Here is a 17,579-nt window from a genome sequence, read left to right on the forward strand (position 1 = left end):
GAATCTGAGGGATCGGAGACGGCGACCAAGCTGCGGCATGGCCACCACCCTCGCACGTGGCCCGATCACCGTGAAGTCAAAGAGACAGGCTCTAGCTCTCGTTCCCCTCGCAGGCCAGCCGCACCTCCGACCACCGCACCCCGTCCGCCGTCAGCTCGTACCCGCAGTGCGAGCCCTCGCGCAGCAGACCCAACGGGGTGCGGCGGACGAAGGACGTACCCGTGTCGAGGAGGGTGAAGCGACGCCCGCCGTCCAGGCTCACGTACCCGCCGCGCTCCCCGGCGATCTCGACCCGGGCGCCGGGGCCCGGCACCGGCACCCCGAGGAGCGAACGGGGCTCCGCCTCCGGTCCCGTCGTCCACGTCCGCTGCCATGTCCTGCCTCCGTCCAGGGAGCGGTGCAGGGCCCGCAGCGGGTTCTTGGCGGGCTTGCCGCCCGTCAACTCGCCCAGCTCCGCCGCGTACACGGCGTCCCGCCCGACCACGACCGCGATCCCCCGCCCCGGCGTCGTCGCCGTGCTCGGCAGCCGGCTCACCGTCCAGCTCCGGCCCCCGTCCCGGGAGACGGCGACCGCCGGCCGCCCGGAGAGCGGGTCCACCCCCGAGACCCACCAGGAACCGTCGGGCTCCGGTTGCGCCGCGGGTCCCGGTTGCGCCCCGAGGAGCGGCTCCCGGACGAGCGTCCTGCGTCGGCCGTCCTCCGGGGAGATCACCACCAGTCGCTTCCGCGCGCACTCGTCGGGACCGGCCCCGACCGGTGCGGCGCAGTCGGTGGTGAGCACCGCGTCCGCCGGTATCTCCGGGACGCGCCCGACCGTCCGCCGGTCGACGGCGCGCCAGCTCCGGCCCCCGTCCCGGGTGAACCAGGCCTTCTCCGGCCGGTCGCCGCCCCCGTCCGTGATCAGTGCCCGGCCGGGCCCGAGGGCCAGCAGGTCCGCCGAAACGCCGTCGGTCCCGTGTATCCGGGGCAGCGGGGACCGTCGCAGCACCCATCGGCCCGCCCCGGCGTCCCGCACGGCGACGTGCTGCCGGCAGAAGCCGCTCTCCGGGTCAGCGGTGACGCCCACGCACTCGGCGAGCAGCGCGAACCCGCTGCCGTCCCGCGCGAATCCCGGACTGTGCGCCCAGCCGGGCAGCCCCGGCGCGGACGGTATCCGTGGCGGGGAGCCGTACGCCCCCTTGTTCCGGGAGGCCGGGCTCCCCGGGGCGCCGTCCGCCACCGACGCTCCCGGCCCCGAGGACGCGGAAGCTCCCGACCCGGCTGCCGCTCCCGCTCCCGCTCCCGGTGCCACCCCTGCCCCCGACCCCGATACCGCTCCCGCCCCCGCCCCCGTACACCCCGTCAGTACCGCCGACACCACCACCAGCGCCACGACGGCGCCGGCCGCTCCTCCGAGCCTGCGCATCGCTCGTCCCCCGTCCTCCTTCGGGCAGTTCGCGGTGAACCGCTGCTTTGAATACACCGCTCACCCCCCCCGGGTTCCCCCTTCCGCGCAGGCACTTCCCGAGCCGCTACCCCCCGAGCCCGCGCCCCCGAGCCGTCACCGCCCGACCAGACCCGCTACCTCCCGAGCCTTCCGAACTTCCGTACCGCGAGGGGGAAGAAGACCGCGAGCAGCGCCAACGGCCACACCACGGCCGCCAGGATGTGCCCCGGCTCGCCGCCCGGGTTGCCGAAGAGGTCACGGACCGCCGTCGCCGTCGCCGACATCGGGTTCCACTCCACGAACGTGCCGAGCCAGCCCGGCATCGAGTCCGGCGACGCGAAGGCGTTGGAGAGGAAGCCGACGGGCCAGACCAGGATCTGCACCGCCTGCACCAGCTCCGCGCGCCCCGCGACCAGGGCGAGGAAGATCCCGATCCACAGCATCGCGAAACGCAGCAGAAGCAGCAGTCCGAGGGCCCCCAGGGTGCTCCCGAGGCCGCCGTCGGCGCGCCAGCCGATCGCGTACCCGACACCGACCATCACGAGCAGTCCCACCGTCGACTGGAGCATGTCGGCGGCGGCCCGCCCCACGAGTACCGCTCCGTCGCTCATCGGCATCGAACGGAACCGGTCGATCACGCCCTTGTTCAGGTCCTGCGTCACCGCCGTCATGGTGCCTTCGAGGCCGAACACCATGGTCAGGGTGAGCATCCCGGGCACCAGGAAGTCGACGTAGTCGCCGTCGACGCCCCGCCCGCCGCCGATCAGATAGCCGAACATCAGCAGCATCATCACCGGGAACACGAGCCCCACCAGGACCTGCACCGGCTGCCGCGCCCAGTGCGCCAGTTCCCGGCGGGTCAGCGTCCAGCAGTCGCTCATCACGTACGCCGCGCTCATGCCGCCACCTCCCTCTCGCGGCCCGCACCGGGGGCCGCCTCGCGCGATGTCAGGTGCAGGAAGACCTCGTCCAGCGTCGGCCGCCGCAGCGCGATGTCCTCCGCCTCGATCCCCGCCGCCCCGAGCGCCCTCACCGTCTCGGCGAGCGAGGCCATCCGGTCCGCGACCGGCACGCTGAGCCGCCGCCGGTCCGCGTCGACGGTCACCTCGGATCGCGCGGCGGGCAGCAGGGCCGCCGCCTCGTCGAGTCGCGCCCCGTCCCGTACGACCACGTCGATGCGGTCCATGCCGACCCGGGTCTTGAGCTCGTCGACCGTGCCGTCCGCCACGACACGGCCCTGGTCCACGACCGAGATCCGGTCGGCGAGCCGATCGGCCTCCTCCAGGTACTGCGTGGTGAGGAGCACCGTGGTGCCCCCGCCGACCAGGGAGCGCACCGACTCCCAGACCTCGCCGCGGCCCCGTGGATCGAGTCCGGTCGTCGGTTCGTCGAGGAACAGCACCTCGGGCTCCGTGATCAGCGAGGCGGCCAGGTCGAGCCGCCGCCGCATGCCGCCGCTGAACTGCTTGACCGGCTTGCGGCCGGTGTCGGTGAGGCCGAAGCGCTCCAGGAGCTCGTCGGCCCGTGCCCCGGCGCGGCGCGCGCCCAGGTGGTGGAGCCTGCCGAACATCTCCAGGTTCTGCCGGCCGCCCAGCTCCTCGTCGAGGGCCGCGTGCTGCCCGAGCAGCCCGATCCGCCGCCGTACCTCCCGGGCCTCGGTGCGTACGTCGTGCCCCGCCACCCGCACCAGGCCCTCGTCGTGGCGCAGGAGGGTGGCCAGGATCCGTACCGTCGTGGTCTTGCCCGCGCCGTTGGGGCCGAGCAGACCGTGGACGGTGCCGCGCCCGACGGTCAGGTCGAGGCCGGCCAGGGCGTCCTTCTCGCCGTACCGCTTGCGTGCGCCTTCCACGAGGATCGCGTCCGCCGTCATGTCGATTCCTCCAGAAATATTCGTAGTCAAATTTGACCACTCGCCGCCGACGGAGGAAGTTATGCCCTTATCGCGATTTAGTCAAACTTGATTAGTACCGTCGCCGCCGCGTTCCCGCTCAGGCCGGGAAGGGGTCAAGCGAAGGGGTTCTCCTGCCCCTCGGCCAGCACGCCCACGAAGGGCTCCCCCTCACCCGCGAAGACGTACGCCCCGCCCTCGATCCGCTCGATCAGGCCGAGCGTCCACTCCTTGCCGGCGTCGGCCGAGTGGACCCACATGTGCATGATCTCGCCGATGTGGCCGAGCTGACCGGGGCCGCCCTCCGGCGTGTAGTACTCGGTGACGGCCGCCCGCCACTCGTCGAGCGCCCGCACCCGCCGCCGCAGCAGCTCCGCCGCCTCCTCCCGGGGCAGGTCCACGATGAAGCCGATGCCCGCCGACAGGACGTCCATCTTCTGGTCGTACGTGGTCAGCGCCTCGCGCAGCAGCGCGAAGTACTCCTCCGTACCGCGGTCCGTCAGCTCGTACTCGACGCGCGGCGGCCCGCCGACGGCGCTCGGCGCCACCTCGTGCGCGTGAAGCAGCCCCTGCTTCGCCATCTGCTTCAGCGCGTGGTAGATCGAGCCGGGCTTGGCATGGGACCACTCGTGCGCGCCCCAGAACTCCAGGTCGTTGCGCACCTGGTAGCCGTGGGCGCGGCCGTGCTGCTTCACCGCGCCCAGGACGAGAAGACGGATCGCCGACATCCCACGTACCTCCTAGTCAATTTTGACCAGGGTACGCGCGCGGGGCGGCCGGGACTCAGCCCCGGCCCTGCTCCGCCGCGATGAGTTCGAAGGAGCCCTTGCCGTCCAGGGACTCCCGGATGATGTCCGCGTGCCCGGCGTGCCGGGCCGCCTCCTGGACCAGGTGGAGCAGCATCCAGCGGATCGAGACCCGCCCGTCCTCGGGAAACCAGGGCGCCACGGGGAGGGGAAAGGTGTCGTCCAGGCTGGGCACGGACCGGACGAACTCCTCGGTCTCCTTCGCCACGCCCGCCCAGAAGTCGACGATCTCCTGGATCGTCTCCCCGCCCATGAGCCGGAAGCCGTCGCCCCAGGTCTCCTGGGTGCGCTGCCTCTCGTTCGGCGCCTGCTGGGCCAGCCGGAGCCAGCTCAGCTCGACCTCGGCGACGTGCTTGAGCAGGCCGGAAAGGCTGAGCTCGCTGGCGCTGGGGTGACTCGCCGCCTGCTCCTCGGTGAGCCCGAGGAGGGAGCGGCGGATCGCGGCGCGCTGGGCCTCGATGAAGTTGAGGAGCGCGCCGCGCTCGTCGCCGTGGGTATCCGTGGGAACAAGAGCCACCATGGTGTCCGCCTTCCGTACGTCCGTATCGGTGTCGGTGTCCGTGGACCTTCTCGACACCGACCACGCTACGGAGGCTTGCGGACATCCACGGTCCGCAAGGGGGATCAGAAGGGGAACTGACTCCGGCCGTGCTGGATCGAGATCCACTTCTGGGTGGTGAAGCTCTCGACCATCGCCTCGCCGTTGAGCCGGCCGACACCCGAATGCTTCTCGCCGCCGAAGGGCACGATCGGCTCGTCGTGCACCGTGCCGTCGTTGATGTGGATCATGCCGGTGTGGATGCGCTTGGCGATCCGTACGCCCCGCTCGACGTCCCCGGTGTGGACGGCGCCGCTGAGCCCGTACGGGGTGTCGTTGGCGATCCGTACGGCCTCCTCCTCGCCGTCGAACGGGACGATCAGGGCGACCGGACCGAAGATCTCCTGGCCGAGGACCGGGGCGTCGGGGGCGAAGCCGGTGAGGACGGACGGGGAGACGAGATTGCCGTCCACCGTGCCGTGCAGCAGCGCCGTCGCGCCGGCCGCCACCGTCTGGTCGACGAGCGAGGAGACGGCCTCCGCCTGCTGGGAGTTGATGAGCGGACCGATGTGGGTGGCGGGGTCGGCCGGGTCGCCGACGCGCAGGGTCTTCACCTTCGCGACGAACTTCTCGGTGAACTCCTGCTCCAGGGTGCGGTCCACCAGGATGCGGTTGGCCGCCATGCAGACCTGGCCCTGGTGCACGAAGCGGCTGAAGACGGCCGCGTCCACGGCGTAGTCGACGTCGGCGTCGTCGAGGACGATCAGGGCGCTGTTGCCGCCGAGTTCGAGGACGGCGTGCTTGAAGTTCTGCGCGCAGACCGTGGCGACGTGGCGGCCGACCTTGTCGGAGCCGGTGAAGGAGATGACCTTCGGGATCGGATGGGTCAGGAGCGCGTCGCCGATCTCGGCGATGTCGGTGACGACGACGTTCAGCAGGCCGGCGGGCAGGCCGGCCTCCTCCAGGACCTTGGCGACGAGGGTGCCGCCGCAGATCGGGGTGTTCTGGTGCGGCTTGAGGACGACCGCGTTGCCGAGCGCGAGCGCGGGCGCGACCGACTTGATCGAGAGGAGGAAGGGGAAGTTGAAGGGCGAGATGACGCCGACGACGCCGACCGGGAGGCGGTAGACGCGGTTCTCCTTGCCGTCGACCGGGGACGGCAGGATGCGGCCCTCGGGGCGCAGCGCCAGCTGCACCGCCTCGCGCAGGAACTCCTTGGCGAGGTGCAGCTCGAAGGCGGCCTTGAGTCGGGTGCCGCCGAGCTCGGCGATGATCGTCCCGGCGATCTCCTCCTCGCGGTCCTCGACGATCCTGAGGGCGCGCTCGAAGACGAGCCGGCGCGTGTACGGGTTGGTCTCGGCCCACGCGGCCTGGGCGCGCTCGGCGGCCCGGTAGGCGCGGTCGACCTCGCCGGCGGTGGCCACGGTGATCGACGCGAGCTTCTCCCCCGTGTAGGGGTTGAAGTCGATGATGTCCCAGGAGCCGCTGCCGGGCTTCCACTCGCCGTCGATGTACTGGTGGGCCAGGTCGGTGAAGTGCGACATGGAACGAGACCCCTCTACCCGCTCGACCTCTGCACGGATGACAGAAGTGACGTCGGAACTGATGTCACGTCATCGTACTGATGTGTCAGGAGAGTTGAAGGAGCCCCCGGAGAAGATCACGACTTTCGGCCGGATCCGGCCCGTCCGCCTGGAGTCGCTCCATCACCCGCTGGTACTGGGCGACCTCCTCGGCCTTGTCGAGGTAGAGGGCGCTGGTGAGTTGCTCCAGGTAGACGATGTCGGAGAGGTCGGACTCGGGGAAGCGCAGCATCGTGAAGGCGCCGCTCTCGCCGGCGTGGCCGCCGAAGCTGAAGGGCATGATCTGGAGGGTGACGCCCGGGTGCTCGGAGACCTCGATGAGGTGCCTCAACTGGCCCCGCATGACGGACCGGTCGCCGTAGGGCCGGCGCAGGGCGGCCTCGTCGAGGACCGCGTGGAACTGCGGGGCGCGCTCGGAGACGAGGACCTTCTGCCGTTCGAGGCGCAGGGCGACCCGTCGGTCGATCTCGGCGGCCGAGGCGCCCGGCATGCCCCGGGTGACGACGGCCTGGGCGTACGCCTCGGTCTGCAGCAGGCCGTGGACGAACTGCACTTCGTAGGCGCGGATGTGGGAGGCGGCGCCCTCCAGACCGATGTACGTCTGGAACCATCCGGGCAGGACGTCGCCGAAGCTGTGCCACCAGCCGGCCACGTTGGCCTCGCGGGCGAGCCCGAGGAGCGCGCCGCGCTCGGCCTCGTCACCGACCCCGTACAGCGTGAGCAGATCCTCGACGTCCCTGGCCTTGAAGCTCACCCGTCCCAACTCCATGCGGCTGATCTTGGATTCGGACGCGCGGATGGAATAGCCGGCCGCCTCGCGGGTGATCCCGCGCGACTCGCGCAACCGCCTCAGCTGTGAGCCCAGCAGGATGCGCCGCACCACACTCCCGCTCGCCCCGCCCGATTCGCCTGCGGTCACGGCTCCCAGCCTCCCCTTACGGTGTCGAGCCCCCGTCGAGCCCCGGATTCTGCCACCAAACGCTTCAGCGCGTACACAGGCGATTACGGAAAGACGGCGAGATCCGGGCAGTCGCGGGCACTCCGCACCCACTTCGCGGAAAGTTCCCCTCAACGAGTGGAAGACTTATCCCCAGATTCAGCACGTGAACGGACAGGTCCGGCGCGTGCACGTGCATCTGCCCTTGCATCCAGTGGGCGCATTCGGAACCATGGGGCCCGCGCAGCCGCGTACTCGTTCGTGTTGTCGTGTTGTCGCACCACAGTCGCGATTCCCGGGAGTGCCTCGCATGGGGACCAATGGATCGACCGTGCTCGAGCCGTTACGGCAGGGCCTTCCGCCGATCGATCCCGGCGCCGTCTCCACCTCCGCATCCTGCGCGCTGCCCGCGCGGTACGAAGCCGTGCGGGGGGCCCGGAAGTTCACCAGCGCGACCCTGGACCGCTGGGAGCTGTCCGAGCGCTTCGACGACGTGGCCCTGGTCGTCTCCGAGCTCGTCACCAACGCGCTCCGCCACGCGGTACCCGCCGACGCGTCCCAGGACGAAGGCCAGAACCCACCGGTTCGGCTGCACCTGATGCGCTGGTCCTCACGCCTGGTGTGCGCCGTGCGCGACCCGAGCCAGGAGAGCCCGGAGGCGCGCGACGGCGAGGAGGACTTCGCCGCCGAGTCGGGCCGCGGGCTGTTCCTGGTGGACTCGTTCAGCGACAGCTGGGGGTGGCACCCGCTCGCCGGCACGCTGCGGGGCAAGGTGGTGTGGGCGCTGTTCCGGGTCGGTCCGGAGTAGCCCCCACGGGCCGGCGCGGGGACGCGGGAGTAGCTCCCACGGGCCGGCGCAGGGACACGGTACGTACGAGAAGGGCCCCGGCGCGTGCCGGGGCCCTTCTCCTGTGCGTGGCCGTCGCCGGCCTCACACCAGGTGGTCGAACTCCCCGTCCTTCACGCCCAGCAGGAGCGCCTGTATCTCCGCGGGCGTGTAGACGAGCGCGGGACCCTCGGGGTGGCGCGAGTTGCGTACGGCGACGTTTCCCCCCGGCAGTTTGGCGAACTCCACGCAGGATCCCTGGGAGTTGCTGTGCCGGCTCTTCTGCCACACGACGCCTCGCAGCTCCGTGGCCGCCATGCCGTTGTACGCGCGATGCGCATGATGCACTGGTAGCTCCCCGAGTTGCTTGATGCACGTGTCAACTTCCTCGGATCATAGCTGTGTTCATATGCCCCTGCATGAGCAGATGCACGTGCACGGGGGGTGGCGTAGCGGCTACGCGACTCAGCGTGCCACCAGCGAGTATGCCGGAATCGACCGCCGCACGACGTCAGGCTTTCCCGGTGGCGACCACCCGGCCCGGGGCGCTCAGCGCTCCTCCCGGAAGTCGACGTGCCGCCGGGCGATCGGGTCGAACTTGCGCAGGGTCAGACGGTCGGGGTCGTTGCGGCGGTTCTTGCGGGTGACGTAGGTGAAGCCGGTGCCGGCGGTGGACCGGAGCTTGATGACGGGACGGAGTTCGTTGCGTGCCATGATGTGTAGAGTAAATGAAAACGGTTCCCATTTCCAATACTCTCCCGGAGAGGCAGGTCACCCGTGTCCGCCCACTGCCAGCTGACCGGAGCGCGCCCCGGATTCGGCAACCGGATCTCGCACTCCCACCGGCGCACCTCACGCCGCTTCGACCCCAACATCCAGCAGAAGCGCTACTGGCTGCCCGGTGAGGGCCGGTACGTCCGGCTCACTCTCAGCGCCCGCGCGATCAAGACCGTCGACACGATCGGCGTCGAGGCCGCCGTGGCCCGCATCCGGGCACGCGGGGTGAAGGTCTGATGGCCAAGCGCAGCAAGATCGCACGCAACGAGCGCCGGAAGACGGTCGTGGCGCGGTACGCCCAGCGGCGGGCCGAGCTGAAGGAGACCATCCGCCGCCCCGGCACACCAGCCGACGAGCGCGAGGCGGCGGTACGCGAACTGGCCCGGCAGCCGCGGGACGCCAGCGCCACCCGCGTCCGCAACCGGGACGCCGTGGACGGCCGGCCCCGCGGGCATCTGCGGAAGTTCGGCCTCTCCAGGATCCGGGTCAGGGGGCAGGCGCACGCCGGGTTCCTGCCGGGCGTACGGAAGGCTTCGTGGTGAGGGCCTGATCGTGGTGAGCCGGGCATCGCGGGGCGGAGGCGGAGTGCCCGGCGGCTGCCGACCGTCTCGGGCCGGATCGGTGGACGCACCGGGGCTCAACGCGCCCGCGTGGAGGCCATCAGGGGCGTCGTGACCTCGTCGAGGGCCTCCAGGAGCAGCGCGGCACTCTTGTGCAGCAGGAAGCGGTCCGGCGGGTCGGCCGACCAGGCGTCCAGCGTCTCGCGCAGGTCGTCCCCGCGCGGTTCCCCGCGCTCCCGTACCTCCCTCGCGCCCCGTTCCGTCGCCCGGCGCAGGGACTCGGCGAGGGTCGCGGCGGCCGGCAGGGGAGGGGCGCCGCGGTCTCCTTCGGGGCCCGGAGCCAACTCATGGCCCGAGGGTATCCACGATCGGGTCATAAGCGGCCATTTCGGCCCGTACCACCAGGGGGCGGGCGTCCCCCCATGCCCCCCCGCTCGGGGGGACGCCCTGCCAACCTGCACGCGCCGCTCAGCCCCCGTACACCCCGCGGCCCGTACGCCCCGCTCAGCCCCGGGGGCTCCGCTCAGCCCCCCACGCCCCGGCGTCCCGGGTGCAGGCCCGCTCTGTCCGCCGCCGTTTCGCCGTGTGTCCAGCCCGCCTCGTCCCAGGCCGCCCGGACCCGGGTCGTCCGCGTCTCCGGGAAGAGTTCGTCCGTGCGGGCCGTGACCGCGAGGTCGCGGGAAGCGAGGGCCGGGAGGAGCGTCGGAGCCTCGGCCGCCACCCGGCGGGACGTCGCGGAGAGACGGGCGCCCAACCGGTTCGCGTACGCCAGCAGGAACGACTGCCGGAACGACTTCGTGCGCTTGCGCCCGCCGGCCCGCTGCTCCGCCTCCGCCCGGGTCATCGCCGCCGTCCCCTGCACGAGCAGCGACGTGTACAGCAGCTCCACCGGATCGAGGTCCCCCTCGAAGCCGATCACCGTCGAGAAGGCGTACGCCTCGTTCCACACCGCCCGGCAGTGGTTCGCCGACGCCACCGCGTCGAGCAGGATCGCCTTCGCCTGCTCGTACGGCGCCTCCACCCCGATCCTGATCGCCCCCGGTGTCTCCGGTGACGGCGCGCCCGCCGCGAGCGTCGCCTCGTCCAGGCTGTGCCGCGCCATCAGCTCCTGCGCCTTGGCGGTCAGCGCCTCCGCCTCCTCCGGGTACCCCGTCGCCTCCGCCTTCGCGAGCAACGCCCTGATCCGCGAGAGCATCCGGGGCTCCCCGGCCGCCTCAGGCGGCAGCGCCTCCCCGGGAACCGGCCCGACCGCGTCCAGGCGCGGCAGCCGGACCAGGAGCCGGTACAGCTCCAGGACGGTCGTCGCGTACGAGAAGCGGTCCGTCGGCCGGCCGGGGGTGGCGTCCAGCTCGTCGAGCTGAGCCCGCCAGCGGCGCGGCAGCGTCCCGTACCGCTCGGTCTCGGACCGGATCAGCCCGGTGAGGACCCGGAGGTGCTCGTCCGCCAGGTCCCGGCGGGCGATGCGGACCAGGTCCGCCGGCTGCCAGCCCCGCGTCCACAGCGTCCGTACGAACTCCTCGCCACGGCGTGCCAGTTCCGCGTCGGCGGACCGGTCGGCGGCCAGCAGCGACGCAGCCGTGTCGAGCGACCCGTCATCGCGCGCGTACAGCGCCTCGAAGGCCTTGTCGACGGTGGTGCCGGTGCCGGAACTCACGCCGAGCCCTTCGCGTCGATACGGGTGCCGCTGGAGCCGTGGGAACCGCTGGTGTCGTTGGGGGCCCGCACGCCCCCGGCGGCCCTCGTGTCCCTCACGTCCCACTCCTCCCGTGACCGGGCGATCACCGCCCGGTGGTCGAGCGACCAGTCGACGAGCTGCTTGATCAGGTGGGTCATGCTGTGGCCGGTCTCCGTCAGCGCGTACTCCACCTGCGGCGGCGTCGTCGGGTAGACCGTCCGCGAGACGAGGCCGTCCCGTTCGAGGCGGCGCAGGGTCAGGGTCAGCATCCGCTGCGAGACTCCGGTGACCAGCCGCTGGAGTTCCCTGAACCGGCGCGGCCCCGGCGCGAGTTCGACGACCACGTGCACGGTCCACTTGTCGCCGAGTCGGTCCTGGACGTCCCGTACCCCGCACTCCTCCGCGCAGCTCACCAAGGGTTCGGCGGTTACCTCCGTGTGCCCCTCGGACATCGATGTGCCTCCTTACGCGATCTTCCCCGTCCCCCCACGATGGTCTCAGCCATCTCGACCCCTGGGGGAGAACATGCTGCTCGTCACCGGTGTATCCGGCGCTCTCGGCTCGCTCGTCGCGGAACGGCTCGACGGCCGGGACGACGTCGTCCTCGGTACGCGCGCGGGGCTGCCCGGCACCCGGCGCCTCGACTTCGACGCGCCCGAGACCCTGCCGGAGGCCTTCGCCTGGGTGGACACGCTGCTGCTGATATCCGCCGGTCACGGCGAGGACGACACGGTCGTCACCCGGCACGAGGCCGCGATCTCGGCCGCCGAGCGGGCGGGCGTCCGGCACGTCGTGTACACGAGCCTCTCCGGCGACGGCGACCACCTCACGTACGCGCTCGCGCACCGCTGGACCGAGCGGCGGCTGCGGCACTCCACCGCCCTCGACTGGACGATCCTCCGCAACGGCCTCTACGCCGAGCTCCTCACCTGGATCGCCGCACCCGACGCCGACAACCGGATCACCGGCCCCCTCGGCGACGGCCGCCTCGCCGCCGTCGCCCGCGCGGACCTCGCCGACATCGCCGTCTCCGTGGCGACGGACCCGGCCTCCCACCGGAACCGGGTGTACGAACTCGTCGGCGAGCGCCCCCTCGGCGGCGCCGACCTCGCGACGGCCCTGGGCGCCACGTACGCCCCGGGCACGCTCGCGGACGCCCGCACCGCCGTCGCCGCCTCCGGGGCCGCGCCCTTCCAGGTGCCGATGCTGGCGAGCACGTACTCGGCGATCGCCCACGGCTTCCTGGACGGTACGGGGGTCGAGAGCGACCTGCGGACGCTGCTCGGCGGTCGCGAACCCCTCGACGCGCTCGACGTGTTCGTGCAGGCGGTACGCGAGGGGTAGGGCCAGGCATACCTCCGGGACGCCCGCCAGTGGTCGTGATCGGTGGCGGCGGAAACGGTTCGCTTGAGCCATGACGCCGACGACCACCGCCACCCCCACTGACCCCGCCCCTGCCGATGCGGCCGCCCCTGCCGTACGGCTGCGGGGACTCACCCGGCACCACCGGGACGTCCGCGCCCTCGACGGCGTCGACCTCGACTTCCACGCCGGGACCTTCACCGCCGTCATGGGCCCTTCCGGCTCCGGCAAGTCCACGCTGCTCCAGTGCGCGGCCGGGCTCGACCGGCCCACCGCCGGGCGGGTGGAGGTCGGCGGCACCGCCCTCCAAGGGCTGAGCGAGCGGCGCCTGACCCTGCTGCGGCGGGACCGGATCGGTTTCGTCTTCCAGTCCTTCAACCTGCTGCCCTCCCTGACGGCCGCGCAGAACGTGGCCCTCCCCCTCCGGCTCGCGGGCAGCCGCCCGTCCCGCACCGAGGTACGGGAGGCGCTGGCCCGCGTCGGGCTCGCGGGGCGGGAACGGCACCGGCCCGGGGAGCTCTCCGGTGGCCAGCAGCAACGGGTCGCCCTCGCGCGCGCGTTGATCACCCGCCCGGCCGTCCTCTTCGGCGACGAGCCGACCGGTGCGCTCGACTCGACGACGAGCCGCGAGGTGCTCGACATGCTGCGGGAGCTGGTCGACCGGGACGGGCAGACGTTCGTCATGGTCACCCACGACCCGGTGGCGGCGGCCCGCGCGGACCGGGTGGTCTTCCTGGTGGACGGACGCGTGGCGGGGGAACTGCGGGCCCCGACGGTTCAGACGGTCACGGCGCGGATGACGGCTCTGGAGACGGAGACGGTGGTACGGGTCGAGGCGGGTTGCGCCCCCACCGACCACGCCGCCACCCCCGGGAGGCCCTCGTGCTGACCGTCGTCCTGTCCGGGCTCCGGGCCCGGTGGGCCTCCTTCGTCGGTGGGTTCGTCGCCCTCGCCCTCGGTGTCGGGCTGCTCGCGACCATGGGGCTCGGCCTCTCCGCCACGTTCGACCCGCCCGAGCGTTCTCCCCAGCGGTTCGCCTCCTCGCCCGTCGTCGTGCAGGGTCAGGACCGGCTGACGCTCGGCGTCCGGCGCGGGCCCGGGACCGGTTCCGTGACACATCGCCTCGACCGTCCACAGCCTGTGGACAGAGAACTGCTGCGCGAACTCCGCGCCCGGTGGACCGTCACCTTGCCCGAGCCCAAGCCCGAGCCCGGGTCCGGGTCCGGGTCGGAGTCCGGGTCCGGGTCGGAGTCCGGGTCCGGGTCGGAGTCCGGGTCCGGGTCGGAGTCCGGGTCAGAGTCCGCCGCCGCCTCCGGCCGGCCCGACGCCGTCGGGGTCGACGCCCCAGCCGCCGAGGTCCGCGCTCTCGTCGGCGACCGCGCCCGCGTCCTCACCGGCGGCGAGCGGCGGCAGGCCGACCCCGGACCCGAGCGGGACGCCGACGCGCTCGTCGGCCTCAACGCCCTCCTCGGCACCTCCGGCGGCGTCACCGCCTTCGTCTCCGTCTTCGTCGTCGCCTCCACGTTCGCCTTCGCCGTGGCACTGCGCCGCCGCGAGTTCGGGCTGCTCAGGACAGCCGGGGCCACCCCCGGACAGATCAGGCGGCTCCTCCTCGCCGAGGCCACGGCGCTGGGCGTCCTCGCCTCGGGGGCCGGTTGCACGCTCGGCGCCCTGGGCGCGCCCCTGCTGGCACGGACCCTCGTCGACGGCGGCCTCGCACCCGGGTGGTTCACGGTCGGCGGGCCCGTCTGGCCCTTCCACATCGCCTTCTGGACGGGCCTGACGGTCGCCGTCGCCGGGGCCGTCGCCGCGTCCCGGCGCGCCGGGAGGATCGGGCCGACGGCCGCGCTCCGCGAGTCGGACGTCGACGCCGGCGCCCTGCCGCTCGGCCGCGCCCTGCTCGGCACGGGACTGCTGCTCTCGGGCCTGGGGCTCCTCGCCTGGACGTGCCTCACGGACCCCTCCGCGCTGCTCAAGCGGAAGACGTACACGACCCTTCCGATGCTCCTGATCACCGGTGTCGCCCTGCTCTCCCCGCTGTTCGTCCGGCCGGTGGCCCGGCTGCTGCGGCTGCGGGGCGCGGTGGGGACGCTGGTACGGGAGAACAGCGCGGCCTCCGTACGCCGTACCGCCGCCGTCGCCGCTCCCGTCCTCGTGACCGTGGCGCTCGCCGGGACGCTCTTCGGCTCGGCGACGAGCATCACGCGGACGAAGGGGGTGGAGGCACGGGAGCAGACGGCCGCCGAGTACGTCGTGACCGGCGCGAACCTACGGCCCGTGGCGGCACCGCCCGGGGCGGTCGTGTCCGCCACGGGGGCCACCTCCGTGTTCGTACGGGACGGGGCCGAGGCCGTCGTCAGGTACGGGGCGCGGGCGGTCGGCGACCCGGCGGCCTTCGCCGAACTGGCGCGGCTGCCCGTGGCCGCCGGTGATCTGCGGGACCTCGACGACCGGTCGATCGTGGTGAACGAGGAGTTCGAACGGCGCCGGGTGGGCGAGACCGTCGAGGTCTGGCGCGCGGACGGGAGCGGCCCGGTACGGCTGCGGGTGGTGGCCGTCCTCGCCCCGGGCACCGGCGACAACGGCCCGTACGTCACCCGCGCGAACGCCCCCGGCTACGCCCCCGACCGGATCGAGGCACGCGGCGGAGGGGCGGCCACCGTCCGGGCCCTCGAGGCCGGCGGCGGCACCGTCAGGACCGCCGACGCGTGGGCCGGAGCCGAGCACGGGGCGGGCGACTCCCCGCAGAAACGGCTCGGCATGCTCCTCGTCCTCGGCATCGCCCTCGTCTACACGGTGATCGGCCTGGCCAACACCCTGCTCATGGCGACCTCCGTACGCGGCGGGGAACTGTCCTCGCTGCGGCTCGCCGGGGCCACCCGGGCCCAGATCCTGCGGGTGGTGACGGGCGAGGCGACGCTCGCCGTCGCGATCGGCACCGTCCTCGGCCTCGCGGTGACCGCCCTCGTCCTGGGCACCCTGGGAGCGGGCCTGGCCGCCCTCTCGGCCCCGGTGGCCCTGGCCCTGCCGTGGGCCACGGTCGGCACGGCGGCGGGCGTGTGCGCGACGGTCGCGGTCGCCGCGTCGGCCCTCCCCGCGTGGCGCCTGACGCGCTGAACGGCGAAGGTGGACGGACGGGGCGGTGGCCGGGGTCGGAGCCGGGCCACCGCCCCACCCGCGCGTGGCCTGGGAGGGCGGCGGCGGGGTTCGTGTCGGCGGTGGCGTCACCGCCCCAACGCGCGAGGCCCGGGATCACCCGCCCCGCGGACCCGGTTCGGGGCGCGCCTGACCCCCGTCCACGCGCGCCCCCGTCCCCCGCCCGGCGCACGCCCCCGGTGCGGTTCAGGTCCGGTCGTCCCCCCGCCGCAGGACACCTGGCCTCCGGCTCAGCTCCCCGCCGTTCCCCCTCCCGCCGCCATGGACGCGGACTTCGCCGCTCTCCACTCCGGGGCGAGGACCGACCAGACCTCCTCGTCGTGGAGTCGCCCCCGGTAGGAGAGGCTCTCCCTCAGGACCGCGTCCCTGCTCATGCCGAGCCGTCGGGCCACCGCGATGCTCGGCTCGTTGTCGGATGACACCACCCACTCCACCCGGTGGATCCCCCGCACCTCGATCGCCCAGTCGACGAGCGCCCGCGCCGCGCGGGTCACCAGGCCCTTGCCGACGGCCGCCGGCTCCAGCCAGCAGCCCGCCTCGGCCGTGCCGGCGCCCGGGTCCAGCCTCCGCAGGATCACCGCGCCGACGAGGGTGCCGTCGGACCAGATGCCGTGGATGCGCCCCGAGTCGGTGGCCGTCTTCTCCGCGTACAGCCGGAGGAAGGCGCGGCTGGACTCCAGGTCCGTGACGACGTCAGGAAGGCCGTTGCGGGCGCCGATGAACTCCCGGCCCCGGTCCATGTGCGCCAGGAACTCGTCGGCCTGCCACGGTTCGAGCGGACGCAGCTCCGCGCCGTCGTCACCCAGGGATATCGCGTACATCGTCGTCGCCTTCCACGGTCGGATCCAGCACTCGCAGGTCAAGTCAGGTCAGGTCAGCAGGTCAGGTCAGGTCAGGTCAGGGATCTTCCCACCCCGGCCCACCCCGCCCCCCTCCCGCACCCGGATCCCACCCGGAGCGGACCCGGAGCGGACCCGGATCCCACCCGGAGCAGATCCGGATCGCTCCCGAAGCGAACCCGGGGCGAACCCGGCGCGAATCCGGCGCCCACCCCGATCTCCCCTACGGGATCAGGACCAACTTGCCCCGTACATGCCCCGACTGACTCAACTCCTGGGCTCGCGCCGCCTCCTTCAGGGGGAGCGTGTCGGCGAGCCGGACCGCGAGGGTCCCCGCCGCCGCCGCGCGCGCGTGGGCCGTGAGTCCGGCCCGTACCGCGTCCGGGTCGCCCATGACCCCCGTGAAGACGATGCCGTGCTCCTCGGCGTCGAGGTCCGCGATCGTCGCGATCCGCTCCTTCGCCGCGTCCTTCCCGCCGAGGAGCTCGATCGCGACCGGCAGGACCCCGTGGCCCACCGCGTCGAAGACGGCGTCGACGCCGTCGGGCGCGGCGGCCCGGACCCGGTCGGCCAGACCGTCGCCGTATGTCACGGGTATCGCGCCGAGTTCGCGCAGGTAGGCGTGGTTGGACTCGGACGCGCTGCCGATCACCGTGACCCCGGCCGCGACGGCGAGCTGCACGCCCACGGAACCGACGACGCCCGCCGCACCGTGCAGGAACAGCGTCTCCCCGGGCCGGACGCCGATCAGGTCCAGGACGCGCTGTGCGGTCTCCGCCGCCACCGGGAGGCTCGCGGCGGACGCCCAGGAGAGCCCGGCGGGCTTGGGCACGACGAGGTCGGCGATGGCGTACTGGGCGTAGGCGCCGGTCTTCGTCCAGCCGAGGACCTCGTCGCCGACGGCCAGGTCGGTGACGCCCTCGCCGAGCTTGTCGACGGTGCCGGCGAACTCCAGGCCGGGGACTGCCGGGAAGGTCGTCGGGTAGAACTCCTCCACCCAGCCGTGCCGGCGCTTCCAGTCCAGCGGGTTGAGCCCGACGGCCGCGACCCTGACGCGGACCTCGCCGGGACCGGGCTCCGGTACGGTGACGCCGGTCGCGTGGCGCAGCACCTCGGGACCGCCGAACTCCTCGTACACGATGGCTTCCATCTCAGCCTCCACAGCTGCTCGTTCGCGGTTCCCGCTCTTCGACGAGCCCAAGCCTG

20 protein-coding genes are annotated in these 17,579 nt (G+C 72.9%); 6 read left to right on the forward strand and 14 right to left on the reverse strand.

Going from position 1 to position 17,579, the window contains the following annotated elements; genetic code table 11:
- Positions 1 to 91 precede the first annotated feature (91 nt).
- From ABZ567_RS29365 to ABZ567_RS29395, 7 genes are all read right to left on the reverse strand, one after another.
- Positions 92 to 1,219, reverse strand: coding sequence for an exo-alpha-sialidase (locus ABZ567_RS29365; RefSeq protein ID WP_360795494.1), 1,128 nt, complete (start codon positions 1,217 to 1,219; stop codon positions 92 to 94).
- 341 nt (positions 1,220 to 1,560) lie between these two features.
- Entirely contained in the window at positions 1,561 to 2,325 is a 765-nt protein-coding gene (locus tag ABZ567_RS29370) for an ABC transporter permease (RefSeq protein ID WP_360795497.1), read from the reverse strand.
- Positions 2,322 to 3,296: an ATP-binding cassette domain-containing protein gene (locus ABZ567_RS29375; protein ID WP_360795500.1), complete on the reverse strand. Its 975-nt coding sequence runs from the start codon at positions 3,294 to 3,296 to the stop codon at positions 2,322 to 2,324. Before ABZ567_RS29375 ends, ABZ567_RS29370 begins: the two co-directional genes overlap by 4 nt.
- 134 nt (positions 3,297 to 3,430) lie before the next feature.
- Positions 3,431 to 4,042: a PadR family transcriptional regulator gene (locus ABZ567_RS29380; RefSeq protein ID WP_360795503.1), complete on the reverse strand. Its 612-nt coding sequence runs from the start codon at positions 4,040 to 4,042 to the stop codon at positions 3,431 to 3,433.
- 55 nt (positions 4,043 to 4,097) lie between these two features.
- The gene (locus ABZ567_RS29385) at positions 4,098 to 4,640 is read right to left on the reverse strand and encodes a DinB family protein (RefSeq protein ID WP_360795506.1); all 543 of its coding nucleotides are present in this window, start codon (positions 4,638 to 4,640) and stop codon (positions 4,098 to 4,100) included.
- A gap of 104 nt (positions 4,641 to 4,744) precedes the next feature.
- Positions 4,745 to 6,202, reverse strand: a complete 1,458-nt coding sequence (locus ABZ567_RS29390) for an aldehyde dehydrogenase family protein (protein WP_360795509.1) — start codon at positions 6,200 to 6,202, stop codon at positions 4,745 to 4,747.
- An 85-nt stretch (positions 6,203 to 6,287) separates the two neighbouring features.
- Entirely contained in the window at positions 6,288 to 7,160 is an 873-nt protein-coding gene (locus ABZ567_RS29395; protein WP_360795512.1) for a helix-turn-helix transcriptional regulator, read from the reverse strand.
- Positions 7,161 to 7,488: 328 nt separating this feature from the next.
- Between ABZ567_RS29395 and ABZ567_RS29400 the strand changes: the two genes are divergently transcribed.
- Positions 7,489 to 7,986 carry an ATP-binding protein gene (locus ABZ567_RS29400; protein ID WP_360795515.1) on the forward strand — a complete coding sequence of 166 codons (498 nt, stop codon included), beginning with the start codon at positions 7,489 to 7,491 and terminating at the stop codon, positions 7,984 to 7,986.
- Positions 7,987 to 8,109: 123 nt separating this feature from the next.
- On the opposite strand, the gene ABZ567_RS29405 is transcribed toward ABZ567_RS29400, so the two are convergent.
- Positions 8,110 to 8,322: a DUF397 domain-containing protein gene (locus ABZ567_RS29405; RefSeq protein WP_360795675.1), complete on the reverse strand. Its 213-nt coding sequence runs from the start codon at positions 8,320 to 8,322 to the stop codon at positions 8,110 to 8,112.
- A 231-nt stretch (positions 8,323 to 8,553) separates the two neighbouring features.
- Positions 8,554 to 8,718 (reverse strand): 50S ribosomal protein L33, encoded by a 165-nt coding sequence (gene rpmG / locus ABZ567_RS29410; RefSeq protein WP_073810990.1) that lies wholly within the window; start codon positions 8,716 to 8,718, stop codon positions 8,554 to 8,556.
- A 63-nt stretch (positions 8,719 to 8,781) separates the two neighbouring features.
- Between rpmG and rpmB the strand changes: the two genes are divergently transcribed.
- Together rpmB and rpsN are read left to right on the forward strand one after the other, a co-directional pair.
- Positions 8,782 to 9,018, forward strand: coding sequence for a 50S ribosomal protein L28 (rpmB, locus tag ABZ567_RS29415; protein WP_360795519.1), 237 nt, complete (start codon positions 8,782 to 8,784; stop codon positions 9,016 to 9,018).
- Positions 9,018 to 9,323 carry a 30S ribosomal protein S14 gene (rpsN, locus tag ABZ567_RS29420; protein WP_360795522.1) on the forward strand — a complete coding sequence of 102 codons (306 nt, stop codon included), beginning with the start codon at positions 9,018 to 9,020 and terminating at the stop codon, positions 9,321 to 9,323. The genes rpmB and rpsN overlap by 1 nt, the downstream gene beginning before the upstream one ends.
- A 95-nt stretch (positions 9,324 to 9,418) precedes the next feature.
- Here rpsN and ABZ567_RS29425 read toward each other — a convergent pair whose 3' ends face one another.
- The 3 genes from ABZ567_RS29425 to ABZ567_RS29435 form a co-directional block, all read right to left on the reverse strand.
- Positions 9,419 to 9,685, reverse strand: a complete 267-nt coding sequence (locus ABZ567_RS29425; RefSeq protein ID WP_360795525.1) for a hypothetical protein — start codon at positions 9,683 to 9,685, stop codon at positions 9,419 to 9,421.
- A gap of 179 nt (positions 9,686 to 9,864) precedes the next feature.
- A complete protein-coding gene (locus ABZ567_RS29430; protein WP_360795528.1) occupies positions 9,865 to 10,995 on the reverse strand; it encodes a DUF2786 domain-containing protein in 1,131 nt (376 codons plus the stop codon).
- Positions 10,992 to 11,468, reverse strand: a complete 477-nt coding sequence (locus tag ABZ567_RS29435; RefSeq protein WP_360795531.1) for a helix-turn-helix domain-containing protein — start codon at positions 11,466 to 11,468, stop codon at positions 10,992 to 10,994. Before ABZ567_RS29435 ends, ABZ567_RS29430 begins: the two co-directional genes overlap by 4 nt.
- Positions 11,469 to 11,541: 73 nt before the next feature.
- Between ABZ567_RS29435 and ABZ567_RS29440 the strand changes: the two genes are divergently transcribed.
- The 3 genes from ABZ567_RS29440 (at position 11,542) to ABZ567_RS29450 (ending at position 15,495) form a co-directional block, all read left to right on the forward strand.
- Entirely contained in the window at positions 11,542 to 12,360 is an 819-nt protein-coding gene (locus ABZ567_RS29440) for an NAD(P)H-binding protein (RefSeq protein ID WP_360795534.1), read from the forward strand.
- Between the two features lie 70 nt (positions 12,361 to 12,430).
- Positions 12,431 to 13,267: an ABC transporter ATP-binding protein gene (locus ABZ567_RS29445; RefSeq protein ID WP_360795537.1), complete on the forward strand. Its 837-nt coding sequence runs from the start codon at positions 12,431 to 12,433 to the stop codon at positions 13,265 to 13,267.
- On the forward strand, positions 13,261 to 15,495 hold the full coding sequence (locus ABZ567_RS29450) for an FtsX-like permease family protein (RefSeq protein ID WP_360795540.1): 2,235 nt from the start codon (positions 13,261 to 13,263) through the stop codon (positions 15,493 to 15,495). The genes ABZ567_RS29445 and ABZ567_RS29450 overlap by 7 nt, the downstream gene beginning before the upstream one ends.
- A 269-nt stretch (positions 15,496 to 15,764) precedes the next feature.
- On the opposite strand, the gene ABZ567_RS29455 is transcribed toward ABZ567_RS29450, so the two are convergent.
- Together ABZ567_RS29455 and ABZ567_RS29460 are read right to left on the reverse strand one after the other, a co-directional pair.
- Positions 15,765 to 16,355, reverse strand: coding sequence for a GNAT family protein (locus ABZ567_RS29455; protein ID WP_360795543.1), 591 nt, complete (start codon positions 16,353 to 16,355; stop codon positions 15,765 to 15,767).
- A gap of 241 nt (positions 16,356 to 16,596) precedes the next feature.
- The gene (locus tag ABZ567_RS29460) at positions 16,597 to 17,523 is read right to left on the reverse strand and encodes an NADP-dependent oxidoreductase (RefSeq protein WP_360795546.1); all 927 of its coding nucleotides are present in this window, start codon (positions 17,521 to 17,523) and stop codon (positions 16,597 to 16,599) included.
- Positions 17,524 to 17,579 lie beyond the last annotated feature (56 nt).

Source organism: Streptomyces sp. NPDC016459 (assembly GCF_040632845.1).
Classification (GTDB): Bacteria; Actinomycetota; Actinomycetes; order Streptomycetales; family Streptomycetaceae; genus Streptomyces.